Annotated in this window: 21 protein-coding genes; 7 read left to right on the top strand and 14 right to left on the bottom strand. The window is 54.5% G+C overall.

Annotated features, from left to right (window positions below; translation table 11 throughout):
* From ACR0L9_RS20170 to repA, 4 genes are all read right to left on the bottom strand, one after another.
* Window positions 1-97: DUF4172 domain-containing protein (locus ACR0L9_RS20170; RefSeq protein ID WP_480896553.1), on the bottom strand; the 97-nt coding region annotated here is incomplete at its 3' end.
* 154 nt (window positions 98-251) lie between these two features.
* A complete protein-coding gene (locus ACR0L9_RS20175; RefSeq protein ID WP_170417847.1) occupies window positions 252-1,307 on the bottom strand; it encodes a helix-turn-helix domain-containing protein in 1,056 nt (351 codons plus the stop codon).
* Window positions 1,308-1,484: 177 nt separating this feature from the next.
* Window positions 1,485-2,453 carry a plasmid partitioning protein RepB gene (gene repB / locus ACR0L9_RS20180; RefSeq protein ID WP_170417850.1) on the bottom strand — a complete coding sequence of 323 codons (969 nt, stop codon included), beginning with the start codon at window positions 2,451-2,453 and terminating at the stop codon, window positions 1,485-1,487.
* Window positions 2,453-3,637 (bottom strand): plasmid partitioning protein RepA, encoded by a 1,185-nt coding sequence (gene repA, locus ACR0L9_RS20185; protein WP_170417853.1) that lies wholly within the window; start codon window positions 3,635-3,637, stop codon window positions 2,453-2,455. The genes repB and repA overlap by 1 nt, the downstream gene beginning before the upstream one ends.
* Window positions 3,638-4,473: 836 nt before the next feature.
* Between repA and ACR0L9_RS20190 the strand changes: the two genes are divergently transcribed.
* Window positions 4,474-4,731 (top strand): type II toxin-antitoxin system ParD family antitoxin, encoded by a 258-nt coding sequence (locus tag ACR0L9_RS20190; RefSeq protein WP_170417856.1) that lies wholly within the window; start codon window positions 4,474-4,476, stop codon window positions 4,729-4,731.
* A complete protein-coding gene (locus ACR0L9_RS20195) occupies window positions 4,728-5,072 on the top strand; it encodes a type II toxin-antitoxin system RelE/ParE family toxin (RefSeq protein WP_170417859.1) in 345 nt (114 codons plus the stop codon). Before ACR0L9_RS20190 ends, ACR0L9_RS20195 begins: the two co-directional genes overlap by 4 nt.
* Before the next feature lie 54 nt (window positions 5,073-5,126).
* Here ACR0L9_RS20195 and ACR0L9_RS20200 read toward each other — a convergent pair whose 3' ends face one another.
* Window positions 5,127-6,182 carry a tyrosine-type recombinase/integrase gene (locus ACR0L9_RS20200; RefSeq protein ID WP_170417862.1) on the bottom strand — a complete coding sequence of 352 codons (1,056 nt, stop codon included), beginning with the start codon at window positions 6,180-6,182 and terminating at the stop codon, window positions 5,127-5,129.
* A gap of 573 nt (window positions 6,183-6,755) precedes the next feature.
* The gene (locus ACR0L9_RS20205) at window positions 6,756-7,403 is read right to left on the bottom strand and encodes a class I SAM-dependent methyltransferase (RefSeq protein WP_170641957.1); all 648 of its coding nucleotides are present in this window, start codon (window positions 7,401-7,403) and stop codon (window positions 6,756-6,758) included.
* 97 nt (window positions 7,404-7,500) lie between these two features.
* On the opposite strand from ACR0L9_RS20205, the gene ACR0L9_RS20210 reads away from it, so the two are divergent.
* A complete protein-coding gene (locus tag ACR0L9_RS20210; protein WP_170641959.1) occupies window positions 7,501-8,406 on the top strand; it encodes a LysR family transcriptional regulator in 906 nt (301 codons plus the stop codon).
* A 9-nt stretch (window positions 8,407-8,415) separates the two neighbouring features.
* Complete coding sequence (locus ACR0L9_RS20215) at window positions 8,416-8,922, top strand: ATP-binding protein (protein ID WP_170641961.1); 507 nt, start codon at window positions 8,416-8,418, stop codon at window positions 8,920-8,922.
* Window positions 8,923-9,012: 90 nt separating this feature from the next.
* Here ACR0L9_RS20215 and ACR0L9_RS20220 read toward each other — a convergent pair whose 3' ends face one another.
* Together ACR0L9_RS20220 and ACR0L9_RS20225 are read right to left on the bottom strand one after the other, a co-directional pair.
* A complete protein-coding gene (locus tag ACR0L9_RS20220; RefSeq protein WP_170641963.1) occupies window positions 9,013-9,435 on the bottom strand; it encodes a DUF4345 domain-containing protein in 423 nt (140 codons plus the stop codon).
* 28 nt (window positions 9,436-9,463) lie between these two features.
* Window positions 9,464-10,291 (bottom strand): NAD(P)H-binding protein, encoded by an 828-nt coding sequence (locus ACR0L9_RS20225; RefSeq protein WP_170641965.1) that lies wholly within the window; start codon window positions 10,289-10,291, stop codon window positions 9,464-9,466.
* A 137-nt stretch (window positions 10,292-10,428) separates the two neighbouring features.
* Here ACR0L9_RS20225 and ACR0L9_RS20230 point away from each other — a divergent pair, with 137 nt between their 5' ends.
* Window positions 10,429-11,424, top strand: a complete 996-nt coding sequence (locus ACR0L9_RS20230) for an AraC family transcriptional regulator (protein WP_480896551.1) — start codon at window positions 10,429-10,431, stop codon at window positions 11,422-11,424.
* Between the two features lie 212 nt (window positions 11,425-11,636).
* On the opposite strand, the gene ACR0L9_RS20235 is transcribed toward ACR0L9_RS20230, so the two are convergent.
* From ACR0L9_RS20235 to ACR0L9_RS20245, 3 genes are all read right to left on the bottom strand, one after another.
* The gene (locus ACR0L9_RS20235) at window positions 11,637-12,113 is read right to left on the bottom strand and encodes a GNAT family N-acetyltransferase (RefSeq protein ID WP_170641969.1); all 477 of its coding nucleotides are present in this window, start codon (window positions 12,111-12,113) and stop codon (window positions 11,637-11,639) included.
* A gap of 228 nt (window positions 12,114-12,341) precedes the next feature.
* A complete protein-coding gene (locus ACR0L9_RS20240; RefSeq protein WP_170641971.1) occupies window positions 12,342-12,698 on the bottom strand; it encodes a VOC family protein in 357 nt (118 codons plus the stop codon).
* A gap of 40 nt (window positions 12,699-12,738) precedes the next feature.
* On the bottom strand, window positions 12,739-13,176 hold the full coding sequence (locus tag ACR0L9_RS20245; protein ID WP_170641973.1) for a VOC family protein: 438 nt from the start codon (window positions 13,174-13,176) through the stop codon (window positions 12,739-12,741).
* Window positions 13,177-13,283: 107 nt separating this feature from the next.
* On the opposite strand from ACR0L9_RS20245, the gene ACR0L9_RS20250 reads away from it, so the two are divergent.
* On the top strand, window positions 13,284-13,988 hold the full coding sequence (locus tag ACR0L9_RS20250) for a helix-turn-helix transcriptional regulator (protein ID WP_170641975.1): 705 nt from the start codon (window positions 13,284-13,286) through the stop codon (window positions 13,986-13,988).
* 413 nt (window positions 13,989-14,401) lie between these two features.
* On the opposite strand, the gene ACR0L9_RS20255 is transcribed toward ACR0L9_RS20250, so the two are convergent.
* From ACR0L9_RS20255 to ACR0L9_RS20265, 3 genes are read right to left on the bottom strand one after another with little or no spacing between them, the layout of a single operon-like run.
* Complete coding sequence (locus tag ACR0L9_RS20255; RefSeq protein ID WP_480725143.1) at window positions 14,402-15,520, bottom strand: Gfo/Idh/MocA family protein; 1,119 nt, start codon at window positions 15,518-15,520, stop codon at window positions 14,402-14,404.
* A complete protein-coding gene (locus ACR0L9_RS20260; RefSeq protein ID WP_170641977.1) occupies window positions 15,517-16,572 on the bottom strand; it encodes a sugar phosphate isomerase/epimerase family protein in 1,056 nt (351 codons plus the stop codon). The genes ACR0L9_RS20255 and ACR0L9_RS20260 overlap by 4 nt, the downstream gene beginning before the upstream one ends.
* Before the next feature lie 23 nt (window positions 16,573-16,595).
* Complete coding sequence (locus tag ACR0L9_RS20265) at window positions 16,596-17,648, bottom strand: LacI family transcriptional regulator (protein WP_170641979.1); 1,053 nt, start codon at window positions 17,646-17,648, stop codon at window positions 16,596-16,598.
* A gap of 162 nt (window positions 17,649-17,810) precedes the next feature.
* Here ACR0L9_RS20265 and ACR0L9_RS20270 point away from each other — a divergent pair.
* On the top strand, window positions 17,811-18,935 hold a 1,125-nt coding region (locus ACR0L9_RS20270), incomplete at its 3' end, for an ABC transporter substrate-binding protein (RefSeq protein ID WP_480896552.1).

An 18,935-nucleotide genomic window follows, 5' to 3' on the forward strand; every position in this document is an offset into this window, starting at 1 on the left:
CTTCCCCTGAGGACAACAGGAACTGTTGCTCGTATGGTTCGAGTCTTGCGGCGTCGTAACGAAAGGTAGGCCAGTCAGGGTTCTGCCAGTTCCACATCGTGAGGTATAAGCTTCCTTTCTATAACTCACTATTTATGGTTGCGTGATTTATAGAGGTCAATCCTATAGCTCACCTTTTTCAGACCCTTCGATCCAGTCATCACTTGGAGGTGTAATCTGAAAACGGTAAATTTCATCCTGTTTCCCCAAATTTACGTAGCATTGGATGTCCGCGAGAGCATTGCCTTTGGAGACAATTCGCCCTTTTCGATCTTGGCCAGCAACGAAATCAGGTAAGCCCCTGGAGATTGTATGTTCTCAGCACGTTGAAAGATGTATCCGAGAACAATGAAGCGAATAGCTGGGCCAAAAGTTGATTTCATTGCATACCAGGTTTGGCCAAGCCGTAGATACTCGGCGATATCATCCATAAGCCGATCACAGTGGTGCTGATCTTTTGCAAAGCGTAGTTCTGAGCATAGCCGTGGAAAACTGCGCTCCATTTGGTCTGGAGAAACCTGAATCTGAGAAAGCTTTTCTTTCTTAACTTCCGGATTCAAAGAGTCCTCTTTGTGCCCCTCAATTTCACTGTCACTGGCCCTCAAATTTTCTGTATCAGTCTGTGTTATCTCGGAGATTTCCACAGAGATTTCTGCCAACAGCTCGCTGAGTACATTCGCATCTGGTTTGCGACGCAGAGCATTGCGTACGGTGGTCACCAAATCAGAGATCGCGGTGTCATTTGCTACGAGTTCCTTAAGGCGCGCCAGAGCGGCGGAAACTTTGTCACGGAGTACAGTGAACTCGAGAACGCGATCAGCATGCCTCTGGGCTTCCTGAATGAACTCAGCGTGCCGTTCAGACAAAGGCATCAAGGAGAGCCCAGTTGCGGTGACCACCCTGCCCTGGCGATCCCGGCGCGCCCATCGCTTACCGTTTGCGCTCATGACGCGGCGGATAAGTCCAAGGTCCACCAGCGTCGAGATATGACGCTCAACTGTCTGCACGCTGACATGAGTTCGTTTGGCTATCGCCGCGTTGGACGCGAAACAGATGTGATGATCATCCTGGTCCGCAGCAATCTGATCACCGCCCATAAAGGAAACCATCGCTCTCAGGACATTGAGAGTTGTGGATTTTAACCCAAGAGGTTCTCTGGCCTCTTCAACGGCGCGAAGAAGTATCCATTTTTTGGGCGTACTGTTCCCCTGCCCTGCCGTTCCCGACAAGGTCGCTCCAATTGGAGCCAATGCTGTTAGTGTTTTCATGATTATCTATCGGCAGACAAAAATTACCCGTTCGCTCAAGAGCGTTTTTTCTTGTGTGGCGATTCGGGTGCTGCTAGATTCTAGGTGTCTAATCTAAGAATTGCGCTTTGCGCAGCAGCCCTCGAAGCTCCGGTTTCGGGGGTTTTGTTTGTTTGCCTTCCTCCTTTCTGCTCGTCCTCAGTTCTTTTTCTTGGCGTTTACAGCTGTAAACTCAGCGTGTGAGCGCTTAATGATTTCAGCCATGTTTTCGTCCAACCAGCTAGCGAAGCCAGCGTTAGCTCCGGTCCTTTTGACCGAAACAGTTAGTGATCCGTTGGTAGATTTGATTGTAACGCCTTCGATTGGGTTGAGTTCGGCTGCACCTTCTCTTTGTCTTGCACCGCGTTTGGCAGCTGCTTTTAGGAGCATTTCCAGCCGATCATCTGACGACATCGATGGCTCAATGGTTGCAAGAAGATTTGCAGCTTCATCTTCCGCTAGCTTGCCTGCAACGAAGTGCTCTGCAAGCACGGTCCATTTTGGGCGGCCTGATTTTGGGGCTGCGCCGATCATGTCACCAATCTTTGCAGGAACATGTTGCGTAATTTTTGTCAGGTGAGACAGCCCTGATTTCGAAACGTTCAATACTTGCCGCACCGTTGCCGTGTCATGCCCGGAAGTCAGGATCGCCTCGGCGAAACGTGCTTTCTCGTAGAAGGAAAGATTGCGCCTCGCAGCATTCTCAAGCCCTTTGGCGAGAAGCGCTGAAGCATCGTCGATATCCTGAACATTGGCGCGGACTTTAATACCAAGTTCACGACAGGCTTTGAGCCTCCTCCGTCCATAAATTGCCTCGTATCGACCGTCGGATTTCGATCTTCTGACAAGAATGGGAACTTGTTGGCCACCGTCTTGTATACTCGACATCAAGCTTTCAAAACTATCGTCTTCTTCGTCAATGTTTACAGCTGTAAACTCACCGAGCCTATCGGCAGGCCCCCAGTCGTCGATCAGAGCAGGGTCAATTTCCCTGATTGCGGCAAGAGAGCCCTGAAGCGCACCAAGAGCAGGGGCATTGGGTTTTGGAGTTTTATCGATGGCCTTGGGGCCAGAGCGCGCGATGGTGTTTGCGATCCCCGACATCTCCTGAAGCGACTTTCTAGCCATTAGCTGCGTCCCCATGCTTGATGGATCATTTGCTCTACCTCAGAGCCGATCGCATCCATTGAGTTCTTTGCCCGATCATAAGTTGCGCGTGTCATTTCTGACCGCACGACTTCGTAAATTGATTGTTTGAGCATTGTGGCGTCACTGACCGCGGTGCTTTTGAGGGCTGTGGCTGACATAACGCGATCCTGAAACAGTGCCCGCATGAACGAAGCCAGTTGTTGAGACGGTACGTCTGTTGGCTCGTCACGCGTTATCAGGAATTTGAAGTTGTCGTATTCGAGCGTAGCGCCGGCATCTTCAATGACTGCCATGTAAGCACCAGCGAGTTCGAGAAATTGAGCCGTCGAAGACACGTCCAGCATCGAAGGTGTAAGTGGCACAAGCAATGAACTGGCGGCCGCCATCCCAGCAATTGTCAAGAATCCTAGCTGAGGTGGGCTATCAATCAGAACAAGGTCAAAATCTCCTTCCACCTGGGCCAGGGCATTCCGTATTCTTGTAAAGAACGGATGGTCTGGGTTGGAGTGAACGGCAGATTCTGTCTCAAATTCGGAAAGAACAAGCCGTGACGGAGCCACAGAGAGACCGGGGAAGTACGTCGGAAGCACGACGTCCGCCATATCTACCGGATCTTCATATCGAATAGCATCGTAAATCGTCAGCCCGTCAAACTCTATTTCGGGGCTTATGCCGCACATGGATGTAAGAGAGCCTTGAGGATCCAGATCAACAGCCAGCACACGGTAACCGCGAAGCGCAAAATAGTGAGCCAAGTGAATTGTTGTGGTGCTCTTACTGCTGCCGCCTTTGAAGTTCATCAACTGCCAGACTTGGAGCTTTTCTCCTTCAGTCCGGCGAGGGACATAGCGCCCTTTTTTGCGTGAGGTTTTCTCAAGCGTTTCGCGAGCCTCCCAAAGTTCTTGGGCAGTATAGTAACGCCTACCGCTGCGTACGTCATTCGGTTCAGGAATCGTTCCCTCTGCGTGGACTTTGCGCATGAATTGACCTGAGACTCCTAAGAGTTCAGCAGCTTCTGGCGCTGCAAAATTTCGCAGTGATTTGGTGTTGTCGGGGGCAAATGCAGCAAGTAGATGTTCCCGGATAGCCGAGTTTAATCTCTCAGATATTTCCGTGGCGAGTGCCGATGGTCTTTCTGCCGCAAGTGGTGTCACGGGAATCATGTAGTTGCCTCAAATTAAAGAATGTGGTCATTTTTGCGCCACTTGAGATAAACAGCCGTGATTCATAGCACTAAGTCAAGGATTTTCGCCTATATTGTAGGTTTTCCAACGCGGAGGACTACATACGCTTTGCATCAGAGCAGGGTGGTTTACAGTTGTAAACTCGGTTGAGCGGGATCATGGGTTCTTTCAGTCGATGAAGTTCTAACGTAGGCATGCGAAGGCATTCCTGTAAAACTCCTCCCTATGCTCCGCTTTGAGTAGAACGCCTCTAGCATGGAGTTGGAGTGAAGGCCGAACGGCTTTTGGCGCAAATTGCGCAATTGGGAAGGGCAGGGAGCTAGTTGAGCTGATTGGTCAAATTCTCTCACCAACAATTTCGTTATCGAGTTTTCTGCGATACCAACTTCGTAACAATACTTCTGCGCCAGTACGGGAGTACGATGCGGTGAGAATGGCATGGCGATCTGGGTCAGATACACCGAGCTCAGCCCGTGCGCAGAGGAAAACACGCGAACATTCCGGCTAGAGTCAGCCGCTCGCCAATTGCCCAAGAAATGGCATACCGTGAGGGCGGGGTTTCGGGAATTGTGCGCCTGTAAGTTGCGACGGAACACGGAACTGTCCTCGATCCAGTGCAGCTGTGCTTGCGCGGCGCGGCTTTTGACGCAAGTCTCTACCGTCATTGGATTCATATGGGATCACAGACATGATCCGTGTGTTCACGTCCCATTAGCGTCCATAAAACCAGCTTGCTCGAATTAGTGATTTTGGGCTCCTCAATCGTTGAACAGACGGTCTCGTTGGCATATATTGCCAAAAAGGAGGCTTACGCCATGGTAACCCGCAATGTTGTACTTACAGAATCGCAGGATCAACTGGTGCAGAATCTGGTTGCGTCCGGTCGATATCAGAACGCCAGTGAAGCGTTGCGCGCCGGCCTTCGGCTTTTGGAGCGGGAAGAAGCGGGGCTGGAGTCTCTCAAACAAGGCTTGCAGGAGGGTGTAGCGCAGGCTCAGGCCGGAGATTTGGCAGAAGGCAGGGGTTCGGATGCGATCCGTCGTGCCTTTGCAAGGGCACGAGCCAAGGCGTGACCAGACCCTTTCGACTGACACGCCGCGCTGAATCCAGCCTGGTGGAAATTGCCCGATGGACCATCGACAAGTTTGGATCGCATCAAGCCGATCTTTATGAACAAGAACTAATAGCGCGCTGTCAGGCCATCACAGAGGGCAGGGTGGCCAGCCGAAGTTGTTCTATATTGGTCGAAGAGGCGGCGGATCTCAGATATGTGCGCGCAGGAGAGCATTTCCTGGTTTATCTGGATCAGCCGGACGCGGTGATCATTGTTGATATCCTGCATTCCCGTTGCGATCTGCCGCGACATGTTTCCGCGCTGGCCACGTTAACAGATGCGACAGGAAACAAGACATAGGCACAGCAGCCGGAGTTTCCCTCAAGCGGGGATTATTAAATAGTCAGTAACTACTCACCCCAGTAGATCAGTCGCCGGGTTATCCGCGATGTCCACATCGTCGTAGTATTTCTGCGCCTGGGCCATGGAGCGATGCAGGGAGAGGCGCATCGCGGCCTGGATCGGGGCGCCGTCCAGCGCGGCCTGGGTCAGGAAGCCCGAGCGCAGCCCATGGGGGGAAGCGAACCCGTCCGGCAGGCCCGCCAGTTTCGCCCGACGCTTGACGATCTGCGCGATGGCATCCGGGCTGAGGCGGCGGGTTAACACCCGATCGGCTTTTGAAACAGGCCGGAACAAGGGGCCGTCCTGAATCTCACCCACCTCGATCCAATGGGCCAGCGCTTGGGCTGCGCGGCCTTTCAACACCAGCCGCGGCGTTTCACCTTTGGTTGTCGTCTTGGTCTCCAGCAGTGAAATCCAAACCAGGCTTTTCTCGTCGAACTCCTTCAGCGAGACGTCTTCAAACATCAACCCGGTGATCTCCGAGCGCCGTCTACCACCCGAAGCCCAACCCAGCATCAAGATGGCGCGGTCGCGGCAATCCCGCCGGGACCCCCGACAAGTGGACAGCAACTGCTCGAGCACATCGCGGGTAATCGGTTGCTGCGATTTTGGGGCAGGGGGCCGGGCGGCGGCGCGGCGCGCCTTGGCACGGGCCTGCTTCACCTGCGGCGCATCAAAAGGGCTGGTCAGGTTCTTCATTCGATGAAAGGCCAGCCAGGAGGCGATGCGCCGGTCCAGCGTAGAAGGGGCCGGGCAGGCGAGGGACTTGCGTAGCCCTTGCGCGATCAACATCTCGGCACTCTGACGCGCGACATCCTCGGGCGCGGCATCTCCCAGATCGCGGGCGTGATCGAGAATGAAGGCCAGCGCTGTGGCCTCGCTCTCGGGCCAGTCCAACGGCACTCCGAACCGTGCTGCCTTCCAGGCCGTTACATAGAGCAAATCGCGCTCATAGGCCCTGAGCGTGTTGGCGGGTGTGCCGCGGACATAGAGATCGGTCAGGGCGTCCTGGTCAGACTGCGACAGGGCAGGGGAGGGGGCGGGGAGATAGGGCTCAGGGGTGCTCATACGGCCCACTCTGCGCCCATTTTCCCGCAAAATCAATTATACTTGATAAGGGGTACTTATCGGTTATAATAGAGATTTTGAGTTGGGGCGAATGTAAAAAGCAAAATGAGTTACTTTTGCGCGTTAAATGTGCAAGGGGACTGACAAACTGATAGAGTTTTTGGCATAGACTAACATTCGGATCTCACTGCAACCTTTTGACGTCAGCAACTGACATCACGATTGTTTTGTGGTTGGCTGTGCGTTGGACCGATCCTTTTGAGTGGTGTGCCCGAGGCATCCCAGAACATATGATGAGTGAGGACCTTGCGTCCGGTGCACTCGTCCTATTAAACGTTGAATGCTTCCCGTCCAGGCATACCGAGATTATTACAATTCGAAGAAGTGACCGACCCATGGGCAAAGTTATGACCGCGATTTGTACCCCACTGGAAGCCCGTGGAGGCCTCATGCAATCTGGTTCACTCAGCGAGACAACAGGTAATTACAGATATTTACAAAGCGATTGAAATCCCTATCTGTTTTCCATTTGGGCGTTTGTATTTAGCGTCTCGAAACTTGGTTGCAACGTACTCAGTGCTTTTTCGCAACGACATATCGACTAGGCAGCATTCCGGCCTGATCCGAGGTCTCTATTACCTCAAAGCCGGCGGTGACAAATTTCTGCTCGAGTACTTGCGCTGAGATGAAGTTGACAAAAGGCGCTTTCCCAAGAGCCTGCATGATCGGGATCGCGATCCGACGGATCATCGCATATTTGACGCCCCAATTCTCTGGAGCACAAACGGTTTTCGAAATGAAAACCCCGCCGGGTTTCGTCAATGAAAATATATGCACGAGCGTATCGTCGAGGTCAGGCACGAGGTGAAGCAGGTTGTGTGCCAGAATTGCATCGTACAATCCCTCATCAAGTCTATGCTCAAGAATTTCGGCCACTTTGAAGGTGACGTTTTCCAATCCTTCTTCCGCGCGCTTTTCATTGGCAATCTCGATCATACCTGACGCAAGATCCGTCGCGGTAACATGGGCAACGTGCGGCGCAAGTAGAAGCGCCGTTGAACCCGTCCCACAGCCAATTTCCAACACGTTGTCTTCCGCTTTAAGATAAGACTTCGTGCGCTCGAGCGTGTTCAGGTATCCTTCCATGTTCCGGATAGGATCAGCAGCGTACTTGCGCGATATCTTGCTCCAGAATGCGGCGTCCTTGGACAAAGTAGCCATTGTATTTCTCGCTTTAATAGGTGGTTGATGCACCCGATACTTTCAAACGCGGCCTTATGGAATTGCCAAAGTTCGCAGAATTGTTATGCATAAATGCATGAATTGGAAGGCCATCAACTTCGACTGGAACCAGGTGCGGTCTTTTCTCGCGACCTCGGAAGAAGGCTCGTTTTCCGCGGCGGCACGTGTGCTTGAGCAAACTCAGCCTACAGTAGGTCGCCAGGTTGCCAACCTGGAGCAGTCACTCGGCATCACCTTGTTTGAACGGGTTGGTAAATCGCTGAAACTGACAGCTGCCGGCACCGAGCTTTTGTTGCACGTCCGGGAAATGGCAGATGTTGCGAGCAGGATCTCACTGACCGCGACAAGCCAGTCACAAGCTATCGAAGGGCAAGTCAGGATAACCGCGTCCGACGTGATGTCAGCGTTTCAGTTACCGCCGATCCTGAAGCAGATCAGGCTTGCGGCGCCACGTCTTGAGATCGATGTTGTCGCTGCAAATGATATACGTGATATTCAGCGGCGCGAAGCCGATATTGCCATCAGACATGTACGCCCGACGCAACCCGATCTGATCGCAAAGCTAGTGGCGGAGGCAACAGCAAACTTCTATGCGGCACCTTCGTATCTTGACCATGTTGGGCGCCCCAGAAACGCAGACGACCTCGCCAAGCTGGACTTCGTTGGGTTTGGAGATGTGGACACAATGATCGGCTTTCTAAACCCGGCCGGCATCGACGTCACAAGGCAGAACTTCCGGATCGGTTCGCAAAGCGGGATCGTTTCGTGGGAGATGGTGCGTCACGGATTTGGTGTCAGTGTGATGTCGGATGATATAGCCGCATTAACACCCGGTATTGAGAGAGTCTTGCCAGACCGCGAGCCCTTCAGGTTTCCGATTTGGCTAGCGACGCACTCGGAATTGCACACCGCAAAGCGGATCCGACTGGTATTCGACCAGCTTGCGGCGCGGTTAGGCGATCAGACAAGTAGAAACACATAGGAAACCTCAATGTCACACGCGGTCCCAACACTCCACTTGCTGTGCGGCAAAGTCGCTTCCGGAAAATCCACTCTGGCGGCGGAGCTGTCGCGCCAAAATTCAGCAGTTCTCATATCCGAAGATCAATGGCTGAGCGCCCTGTTTGGTGACGAGATGTCTTCACTACAGGACTATGTGAGATGCGCATCGAAACTTGGTCAGATCATGGGCCCACATGTAACATCAATGCTGGTCGCCGGGGTTTCGGTCGTCCTCGATTTCCCGGCAAATACCCTCGAAAACCGAAGGTGGGCGCGTGGGCTGATCAAAGGTACAGGGGCGGCGCAGATACTCCATTTTCTGGATGTACCGGATGAGGTCTGTCTGGACAGGCTGCACGGGCGCAACAAAGAAGGCGCCCATGCCTTTGCCGCAACCGATGAACAGTTTCGACGTATCGCGCGGCGTTTTGTACCGCCATCACCTGACGAGGGTTTTCAAATCTTAACTCACCCCCCGAAGTCCAGGCTAAAGTAAATTCACCCTGCGGCACAGAGAATGATGCGGCCACCCGATCGCCAGTAGCGGATGGCCGTATACCCAAGATCAGTGGTGTAGTTCGTCAGGCTATGCCGTAACTTGAGGTATGTTCCCTGCTTTCTTTCGCCTCTCTTGGACCACAACCCACGCACACAACAGCGTAAGAACAACCTCTAGTCCGAGCGCAGCCAGAACGCCGGCAGATGGCCGACCATCGAGGACCAGACTGATTATGCGCCCCACGGCAAAAGCCGAGAAAACGGTTGTTCCAAGCAAAGCAGCTGAGCGCGCCAAATTCTTGTAAAGAGCACCCGCCAGTATGATCAGGCCAAGTGCTGCGAGATTGGCTGCAGGTGCGCGCAATTCGCTCATGAGGTTTGGCTGCGGCGTCAATGCTATGCCGTAGCCGGTGTAGAAGGCCTGCGGATCAAGTGTGATCGCCAGACCAATGCTGGCTGCCACTAAACCGGAAAAGCCAAGGACAAGTCTGTGTTTGAAGTCAATTGTCACGGTCGTCTCCATCATTTGCTGGCTTGCCTCAAGCGGCTTTGGTCCATGCCCCTGACATCGCGGCTTTTTCTGCAAATTCAGCAAAGTCGCGAGGCGTGCGGCCGAGCGCGCGCTGGACACCGTCTGCGAGGTTCGCATTGCGTCCATCAAGCGTCTCCCGTGCAATGTCCGTGATGACATCCGCGATCATCTCACCATTCGCGGTTTTGACTTCCGCATGGAAGGCTTCAAAGGAAATCGGCACGTACTGCACCGTCCTGCTCATGGCGCGCGAAAGTTCCACCGCCATTTCGGCAAATGTCATGAGAAGCGGTCCTGTAACTTCGTAAAGCTCGCCGTCGTGTCCCTCTTCTGTCAGCGCCGCGACTGCAACGTCAGCAATGTCGTCGACGTCGACAATGGGTTCGCGTACATCGCCCGCGGGCATGGGCAAGGTGCCCGCCATCACCGGATCAAGCAGGGCACCCTCCGAGAAGTTCTGGGCAAACCATGCAGCACGTACGATCGTGAACGGTACGCCGGAGTTTCGAACTACTTCTTCTGCTCGCTGGGCGTGAAACTCTCCGCGCCCCGTCAGCAGGACAACACGCTGCAGTCCTTTTTTTCGCGCCAGAGACGTGAAAGCTTCAACTTGCTCGACCGCGCCTGGGAAGGCGATGTCCGGAAAGTACGAAATGTAGGCGGCCGAAACGCCGTCTAAGTTGGCGTCCCAAGTGTCCGGTTTTTCCCAGTCAAAGGGGGTCTCGCTACGGCGCGACCCGCGCCGAACCGTGTGACCTTTTTCTTCCAGACGCTTTGCAATGCGAGATCCGGTTTTGCCTGTAGCGCCAAGTACGAGAATGGATTGGGTTGTCATTGATCATCTCCATGAATTCAGTTGATGACCCGAACATAAGGAACAAAATGAGACGAACTATTCTTGAAAATCCTCAATAATTGTCCAATCGTCCAGAAGCTATAGACGAACACCCTAATTCCCATCAAGATTGGGACATGAACCAGATTGATCATCACGTCCCCGACCCTGATGCGCTCGCGCAGCCGATTGGCGATCCGCTCGGGGAGATCCTCCATCTTTTGAAACTAACCGGCACCTTCTACTGCCAGTCTCGCATGTCCGCGCCTTGGGGTGTTTCCATACCGGGCTTTCCCGACATATTGAGCTTTGCGGTCATCACGCATGGGCGTTGCTTCATGCAGGTTGGTGACGGTGATCCGTTTGAACTTGAGAAGGGCGATTTGGTACTGATGACCGATGGCGCACCGATCGGTTTCTTCAGCTCGGAAGACACGCCTCTTTTGACACTGGAAGAGCTGCCCATACAAAAAGTAACCGAGCTTTATGAAACGCTGGAGTACGGTGGCGGTGGCGCCGAGACTGGCATCATGTACGGCTTGGTCAGAATAGATCACGCGGCAAGTGGGATGTTGATGAGTTTGCTTCCCGATGTTTTCAAGATCGATCCTTGGGAACAGGACGCAGGAAGCTGGTTGCAGGCGACACTGCAGTTCATCGCGAAAGAGGCACGTGAACTTCGGCCGAGTGGCGAGACGGTTATCACCCGTCTGGCCGACGTGGTCGTCATTGAGGCCATTCGTCGGTGGCTCAACAATGCACCTGATGCGAACCGCGGGTGGCTGAAGGCAGCCAGAGACGCCCAAATTGGTCGCACGATTGTCGCTATCCATCGCGCTCCTGCTGCAGACTGGACGGTCGAGTCGCTTGCCAAGATCGCAGGAATGTCGCGATCCGCTTTCTCAGCACGGTTTACTGAACTGGTCGGCGTTCCGGCAATCCAGTATTTGGCGACCTGGCGCATGTATCTGGCGCGAGAACGGTTAACTGAAACAGATCGGCCTATCTCGCAAATCGCTGCTGACATAGGATATCTTTCCGAACCTGCATTCAACAAAGCGTTCAAACGCGTGTTCCAGATGCCACCGGGTCAGATGCGAAAGATAGGTGTCGAAAGAAGGCAGGTTGCTTGAAGCGACCGCGAAGTCCGAGAACTCAGTTGAATTCTACAAAGCTTCCATAAGTAGTACTTGCATCGCGCGCAGAGTTCGTTCCATTTTTTTGCGAGCTCTACATCGGGATTGGTCTTTCAGCTGAGTTTGAACCAAGCTCCATTTGCGCTTTTTTGTTTGAGTAGGCCGCGCACCTGCGCGACCTGTGATGTCTCACCACCTTCGGACCGGTCTCAAGCCGCACTTGTTGCAAGGCGGTATTTTCGGAATTGTGCTCCATCGTATGTCATCTCGCCCTCAAACTCTGCGCCCATGCGCTTTAGAGCTCCTAGTTTTGTGCGGGTGGGCGGAAGCAGGAGTGTGACGGATGGGATTCTCGGGTCGCCGTGCGCGAATTCTAGTGCCTGCGCGGTGATCCTCATCCCCAAACCGAAGGCCGAGGTTTTCAGCACGAGGCCGTAGTCCCAGTCAGGACCCTCGCGCTGAAAGCCGCCCCATCCCACATAGGCGCCGTCCGCCAGAATTGCCCAATGGCCCAACCCGTCTTGCGCCCACTTATCTTCCTTAATTGCCACGAAGTCAGCTGAGCGCCGCTCATCCCAATTGCCTTGGAGCAAAGGCATGTGCAGAGTCAGAACTGGATCGGACATATGTTCCGCAATATTCTCGACCGCAATCTCGGATAGGCGCGTGAAGGTGATTTTTGTCATGTGCTCGTTTGCGCCATGCTGTTTGCCACACCTTTGGTTTCGGGGCCTTCAATGGCATCAACCAGAAATTATTGCTAGGCCTATCCTAGAAATCGCTTTTGCGTGTTCAGGTGGCGCATCATTTTGAGCACGATCCAGAGCCACGCGAACTTCATTGAGATACCCAACGCAGGTCAAGATCCGATCGAGGAAGGTCCTATTAAGGCAAGAGGGCTGCTCCGACCTGCCTCAGGCGGAGAAGCAAATCTTGTTGCTGTCCAGGTCCCGAACATAGGCCGAGAAGCGTGGACCACGTTGGCTCGGTGCGCCTTCGCTCCTGCCACCGAGCTCGATGGCCAGAGCGTGCAGCCTCTGGACCTCTTCAGAAGATCCAACGCTAAACCCAACCATGATTCCGTTGCCATTTGTGGCCGGTTTTTCGTCGAACGGGATGGCCGCTGCGAATGCAAAACCAGGCCCAAGCCAGTATGTCATTCTGTCACTGGGCGAGACGCGCTCGACGCCCGATTGCTCAAAAAGTTGGTCATAGAAGCGCGTTGCGGCGCCCATGTCGTTGGTCCCAACGACGAAGTAGTTCATCTGCATGATGCAATGTCCTGTGAGATTGCGTTGAGTACTGTGAGGGTCACTGACCGGTCAGTCTGAAAAACTCGATCAACTGACCGTTGGGATCGGTGATCTTGAGCAGCTGGATACCCGGTTCTTTGATGATCTTGGGCGTAGCTACACCGGCGACCGTGGCGCGGGCTTGCATGGCTTCCAGATCGGCCGATTGCAGGTAAGGGACTGCGCCCGATCCCGCTTCAGACCCAGGTGCGTATTTGTCCCGGGACACGATTGCGAACCATCCGCCCGCCACCTCAAAGGCCACAAAATCCGGTAGCCCGATTGCAGGTTCGCTGTCGAATAGGGCGCGATAGAAAGCTTCCGAGCGCTCCATGTCGTCGGTCGGCACATAGGCGCCCATGGCCATGATCGGCGCAGTCCCCCGCTGCTCCGCCGACTCCGCAAAAAGTGCTGTGGGCAGGGCTGCGGCGAGGGCGATGGCAATGAAACGTCTCATGTTCTGATCTCCTTTTTTTGATGTCTTTCCTGCTTCTACCGCGCCTATGCTGACAGCGTGTTGTCAGCATAGTGTCAGTATGGTCTGTTCGATCGAAAGGAGATCACATGCGGCGTGGAGACAGGCTTTTTGAAGTCATCGAGATTCTGAGACGTACCAAAGGCCCGATCTCGGCCCAGTCCATTGGAGAAGAGTTGGGCGTGACCAAGCGCACAGTGTATCGCGACGTCGCTGCGCTGATCGGTCAAGGCGTGCCTATCAATGGCGAGGCCGGGGTGGGCTATGTGTTGGAGCCCGGCTTTCACATGCCGCCGCTGATGCTGACCCCGGACGAGATCGAGGCGGTGACACTCGGAGTTCTTTGGGTTCAAACCCGAGGCGAGCCCGAGCTAGCGCTGGCGGCTGAAAAACTGATCACAAAGCTGGAAGCTGTTGCACCAGACAAGTACCGGACATCGTTTCTTCAGCCGGCCGTCAGCGTAGCGCCCGTCGCTCAGCCGGACGAGGTTCTTGGCGCCGCCGCCGTTCGTCTGGCCATTCGGCGTCGCAAAAAGATAGACCTGAAGTACTCAGACAACTCAGGCAAAAAGACCCACCGTGTGATCTGGCCGATACTTCTGGGTTATCGGGACACCAGCCGCATCATTGCCGCATGGTGTGAGATGCGAGAAGGCTTTCGTTACTTTCGGACAGAACGAATTGTTGAGGCAGAGGTCCTTGAAGACAGTATTCCTCGGCGAATGGACCTCCTTCGCGCGGAGTGGCGCGATGCGACCGATGCGGAACGGAAGCGCTATGAAGAGGGGGCTTAAAACGGGGCTTGCGGAAGGATTGTTTTGGGGAAGCTGCAGAGCAGCGATAGAAGGATGGCCAATGCCGGAATGGGCCGGTTGTCATGCAGGCGAACGCAGCGACTTAGGGTGAGGAGTCTGTTCCGGGAGGGGGCAGGATAGTACGTTAGCGAGAACCGCTATTCATGCAAAACGAGGCGAAGGTGTCGAAAGAGCCCCATGCCTGTCATTTTAATTTCATGCAGCGAGTGCGCGCAGTGGCAAATATTCTGCACAAGCACGAAATTCCATGACGCGGTGCAGCAGCGATTTCGACCCTTCGTGAGCGACGCAGCATTTTTTAAGGCGGTAATTTACAGAACGCGAGACGAAGCGGGCTTTCGCTATATATATTCTAACGGCTGCAATTTAGCTTACCCCAAGCACTTAAAGCCTTAGTTTGATTTATTGTGCACCCAAGACGCGTCATTTTTGGAGCTTGCCTGACACGCTGCGATAAACCACATCCCGTTCATAGCAGCGTCAATCCCTGGGAGGAGAAGCCCATCGCTAGATTCGCTGATAAGATCGGCTGCGTCACTGTAGAGATTGGCGAACCCCTCTAGATACCCCTCGGGATGCCCAGGAGGGATGCGCGTCCAACGGTCATTTTCATCGCCTAAATGAGAGCCGCCCCGTGTGAGGATTTGTGTGGCCGCCCCAAATCTGGTGAAACTCATCTGATTTGGGTTCTCTTGGTTCCACTCAATGCTGCCTTTATCGCCATAGATGCGCAATGTCAGGCTATTTTCGCAACCAACGGCAACTTGACTGGCCCAAATCATACCCTTGGCACCACCATCCAAACGTAGAAGGATGTGGGCATTGTCATCGACCTTACGCCCATCTACGAAACTATGCAGGTCTGCGCACAGCGCTTCCGTACCAAGCCCCGATACGAAAGAGAGCAGATTGAAGGCGTGCGTGCCGATATCACCGATTGCGCCGGCCCCAGAGCGATATGGATCAGTGCGCCAGTCGGCTTGTTTGTTCTGGGCGTCCTCAGTAAGCCAATCCTGGGCATATTCAGCCTGAACCACACGTATTTTCCCCAGATCTCCACGTACAATCATCTCTCGGGCTTGCCGCATGAGAGGGTAACCTGTGTAATTATGAGTGAGGATGAATTTTGCATTTGAAGTGTCCACGGCAGCTTTGATTGCCTCAGCATCTTCCTGTGTCGCGGCAAGGGGTTTGTCACAGATCACGTTAATCCCAGCATTCAAAAACGCGATCGTCGGGCTTGCATGCATATGGTTTGGCGTCACAATCGCAACTGCATCAATCCCGTCTTCACGTGCAGCTTCCTGCTCGGCCATGACTTCGAAACTGTCGTAAGACCGCTCCGGCGCGATGCCCAGCTCCACAGCCGAGGTCGCCGCGCGTTCGGGGTTGGATGACAACGCGCCCGCGACCAGATCCCACTTGCCATCGATACGCGCGGCGATGCGGTGGACACCGCCAATGAACGCGCCTTGGCCGCCGCCGACCATTCCAAGTTTTAGTTTTTTCATAGTCCTAGCATCCGTTTGATTTGCGCATCGTCGCGCTCTGCGCCGGCGAAGTCGTCAAAGGCTTTTCCGGTCACCTCGATCAGGTGTTTCTCGATAAAGGGCGCTCCTTCGGCCGCACCCTGTTCCGGTGATTTGATGCAGCATTCCCATTCAAGAACGGCCCAGCTGTCATAGCCATATTGGGTCAGTTTCGAGAAGATGCCCGCGAAATCGACCTGGCCATCGCCAAGCGACCGGAACCGCCCGGCGCGATCCGTCCACCCCTTATAGCCAGAATAGACGCCCTGACGCCCGGTCGGATTGAACTCGGCATCCTTGACGTGGAACGCGTTGATGCGGTCGTGATAGAGGTCGATGAACTGCAGGTAATCCAGTTGCTGCAGCAGGAAATGCGACGGGTCGTAATTGATCATCGCCGCTTCATGGCCGTCACAGGCATCCACAAACATCTCGAAGGTGGCGCCGTCGAAGACATCTTCGCCGGGGTGGATTTCAAACCCGATATCCTGCCCGTGATCCTTGTAATGGTTCAGGATCGGTATCCAACGGCGACCTAGTTCGGCAAAAGCTTCATCGATTAAGCCTGCAGGGCGTTGCGGCCAGGGATAGAGATAGGGGAATGCCAGCGACCCTGTGAAACTCACCGTGTGCTTGAGGCCAAGCCGCTCTGAGGCGACGGCGGCCTTCAACATCTGATCCACGGCCCATTGCTGCCGTACCTTGGGATTGCCATGCACAGCCGCAGGCGCGAAGGCGTCAAAGGCTTCGTCATAGGCGGGATTCACGGCCACCAATTGACCCTGCAGATGCGTGGACAATTCGGTGATCTCGACACCCGCATCCGCGCATAAACCTCTGACCTCGTCGCAATAAGTCTGGCTCGTCGCGGCCTTTTCAAGGTCGAACAGACGTGCGTCGAAGGTTGGGATCTGCACGCCCTTGTAGCCCAGCCCTGCAGCCCAGCGAGCGATCTCGGCCAGTGAATTGAAGGGCGCGTCATCGCCCGCGAATTGAGCCAGAAAAAGAGCGGGCCCTTTGATTTGAGATGCCATCGGTTTCTCCTTACGATGGGTTGTTAGTGTCCAGATGGAATTTCCAGCCGTTGCATCAACGGCTCATCGGGTTCGATAAGTTGCCTCATGACAGCCTTCGCGAGGAATTGGCCGCTCTTACCTACATCTTCAGTTTCGACGAGGATTTCGTCGCGGAAGGTCTTAAGCAATGGCACGGTTTCTTTCGAATACACATCGATGTCCTTGCCCAGTTCGCGCCCCATGCCTTCGAGAACAACGATGGCCGCAATGGCCACTTTGGGAGAAGCGCAGACTACGGCATCGATATCAGGTGACTTTTCAATCCTGTTCATCAGCCAATGCCGGATGTCATCGGAAGAATCGTCGCTAGATATTTTCTCGGCAATCCGATAGCTCAGATTCAGGCGCGGCGCGGTTTCAACCAGGCCGCGCTTCATGTCCGTGGCATAGGCCTGATGCAGCGGCGGCAGAATTGCGTGGATGTTTCTGCGACCGCGCTCTGCAAGCCGGTTCAGCGCGATGCGCATGAAAGCAGCGTTGTCGTAGTCGGAATAGGCGTGATCGGCACACCATTTCGAGCGCCCGTGGGTGCCAAATGGAAACTTGCGCTCCATCAGATAGGCGACGCGCTGGTCCTCCGGTTCGATCATGTTGAAGATGACCGCATCGGCTGATCTGGTTTCGACTATATACTTGATCGGACGCAAAGAATCTTCGTCCGGAAACCATGGCAAAACGTTAAGGTGAAACTGTGTCCCGCGCAACTCAAGTGCGATCGAACTCGTGAGCCGGGTTGCACTGCTGATGACATCTCCCTCTGCGGGCACGACGAGAGTGATAACATTTGTTCGACCGGTCCGGAGGCGGACGCCGGCACGGTTTGGGACGTAGCCCACCGCATCGGCGATTTTACGGACAAGCTCTTTGGTGTCGCTGCCGATATCCGGAGCATCCCCCAGCGCGCGCGAGACTGTTGCGACGGCCAGACCGCTGATTCGCGAGATGGTCTTCAAGGTCGGTCGCTCTCCTGGGTGAACCAGTGCCGACAGCTCATTCTTGCTCAATCCAGTGATTTCATCTGCACTTCGTTTCATAGTTTTACACCTCAGACAGACCTAAACATATTTGGGAATCCTTGTTTCGCCTTCGTCTACAAATGGCCATACACCAAGTATAGGGGGCGCAAAAAAACACTTGCAAGGACAATCTATAACGTTATAGGAGTTTTTCTATAACGTTTCAGATGGGAGGAAACCATGAACCGGACTAAAATGCTGATGTCAGCAACGGCGATTGTCGCCGCATCCAGCGCTTCTGCCGCTGAGCTTGAAGTTATGCACTGGTGGACGTCGGGCGGTGAGGCCGTAGCGGTCCAGCAGTTCGCCGATGCCTTTAATGCCACGGGCAATACTTGGGTTGATGGCGCGATCGCTGGAGGCGACGCCGCGCGCGCTGTTATGGTGAGCCGCCTGACAGGTGGCGACCCAATGGGCGCGTTCCAGTTCAACCACGGTCGTCAGGCCGAAGAGCTGATCGAGGCCGGACTTCTTCGCGACATTACTGACATTGCCGAAGCAGAGGGTTGGAGAGATGCCATAAACCCATCATCCTTGCTGGACTCTTGCACGGTTGACGGCCGAATCTATTGCGCGCCTGTCAACATCCACTCTTGGCAGTGGCTCTGGTTGTCGCACAAAGCATATGAAGATGCAGGCCTCGACGTGCCGACCAACTGGGATGAATTCGTTGCATCCGCCGGTGCGCTCGAAGCGGCTGGCAAGCTCCCGCTTGCATTGGGTCAGCAAGGCTGGCAGCAGCGCGGACTGTTCAACACATTGTTTGCTGCCTTGGTGCCCAATGACGTGTTCCTTGCTGTTTATGACGACAAGGATGCGGACGTTGCGGCGGGACCCGAAGTTGCACGTGTTTTCGCGGCAGCTGCGGATGCCCGCGATATGGCGGCCAATTCCACAATTCAGAACTGGAACGACGCAACCAACATGGTTATCACCGGCCAGGCTGGCGGCCAAATCATGGGAGACTGGGCTCAGGGTGAATTCGCCGTTGCCGAACAAGTTGCGGGGGTCGACTATACCTGTCTGCCGGGTCTCGGTGTAACCGAGCTGCTTAGCACGGGCGGCGATGCTTTCTACTTCCCAGTCTTGACGGATGAGGCGCAGATCGCAGCACAGTCCGAACTTGCAGCTCTGATGCTCCGTCCGGACACGCAGGTTGCGTTCAACCTCGCTAAAGGTTCCCTACCGGTGCGTGGTGACATCGATTTGTCGTCAGCCAATGACTGCATGCAAAAGGGCCTGGCCCTTCTGGCGCCAACACGCTGGATATCATCGGCGGCCAGATGTCGGGCTCGATCCCGGATC

Source organism: Ruegeria sp. I3 (assembly GCF_056532525.1).

Bases quoted from the DNA above. Each gene is read 5' to 3' on its own strand.
- ACR0L9_RS20175 (WP_170417847.1), bottom strand. From the start codon at position 1,307: ATGAAAACACTAACAGCATTGGCTCCAATTGGAGCGACCTTGTCGGGA.
- repB (WP_170417850.1), bottom strand. From the start codon at position 2,453: ATGGCTAGAAAGTCGCTTCAGGAGATGTCGGGGATCGCAAACACCATC.
- repA (WP_170417853.1), bottom strand. From the start codon at position 3,637: ATGATTCCCGTGACACCACTTGCGGCAGAAAGACCATCGGCACTCGCC.
- ACR0L9_RS20190 (WP_170417856.1), top strand. From the start codon at position 4,474: ATGGTAACCCGCAATGTTGTACTTACAGAATCGCAGGATCAACTGGTG.
- ACR0L9_RS20200 (WP_170417862.1), bottom strand. From the start codon at position 6,182: ATGAGCACCCCTGAGCCCTATCTCCCCGCCCCCTCCCCTGCCCTGTCG.
- ACR0L9_RS20205 (WP_170641957.1), bottom strand. From the start codon at position 7,403: ATGGCTACTTTGTCCAAGGACGCCGCATTCTGGAGCAAGATATCGCGC.
- ACR0L9_RS20210 (WP_170641959.1), top strand. From the start codon at position 7,501: ATGAATTGGAAGGCCATCAACTTCGACTGGAACCAGGTGCGGTCTTTT.
- ACR0L9_RS20215 (WP_170641961.1), top strand. From the start codon at position 8,416: ATGTCACACGCGGTCCCAACACTCCACTTGCTGTGCGGCAAAGTCGCT.
- ACR0L9_RS20225 (WP_170641965.1), bottom strand. From the start codon at position 10,291: ATGACAACCCAATCCATTCTCGTACTTGGCGCTACAGGCAAAACCGGA.
- ACR0L9_RS20230 (WP_480896551.1), top strand. From the start codon at position 10,429: ATGAACCAGATTGATCATCACGTCCCCGACCCTGATGCGCTCGCGCAG.
- ACR0L9_RS20235 (WP_170641969.1), bottom strand. From the start codon at position 12,113: ATGACAAAAATCACCTTCACGCGCCTATCCGAGATTGCGGTCGAGAAT.
- ACR0L9_RS20240 (WP_170641971.1), bottom strand. From the start codon at position 12,698: ATGCAGATGAACTACTTCGTCGTTGGGACCAACGACATGGGCGCCGCA.
- ACR0L9_RS20245 (WP_170641973.1), bottom strand. From the start codon at position 13,176: ATGAGACGTTTCATTGCCATCGCCCTCGCCGCAGCCCTGCCCACAGCA.
- ACR0L9_RS20250 (WP_170641975.1), top strand. From the start codon at position 13,284: ATGCGGCGTGGAGACAGGCTTTTTGAAGTCATCGAGATTCTGAGACGT.
- ACR0L9_RS20255 (WP_480725143.1), bottom strand. From the start codon at position 15,520: ATGAAAAAACTAAAACTTGGAATGGTCGGCGGCGGCCAAGGCGCGTTC.
- ACR0L9_RS20260 (WP_170641977.1), bottom strand. From the start codon at position 16,572: ATGGCATCTCAAATCAAAGGGCCCGCTCTTTTTCTGGCTCAATTCGCG.
- ACR0L9_RS20265 (WP_170641979.1), bottom strand. From the start codon at position 17,648: ATGAAACGAAGTGCAGATGAAATCACTGGATTGAGCAAGAATGAGCTG.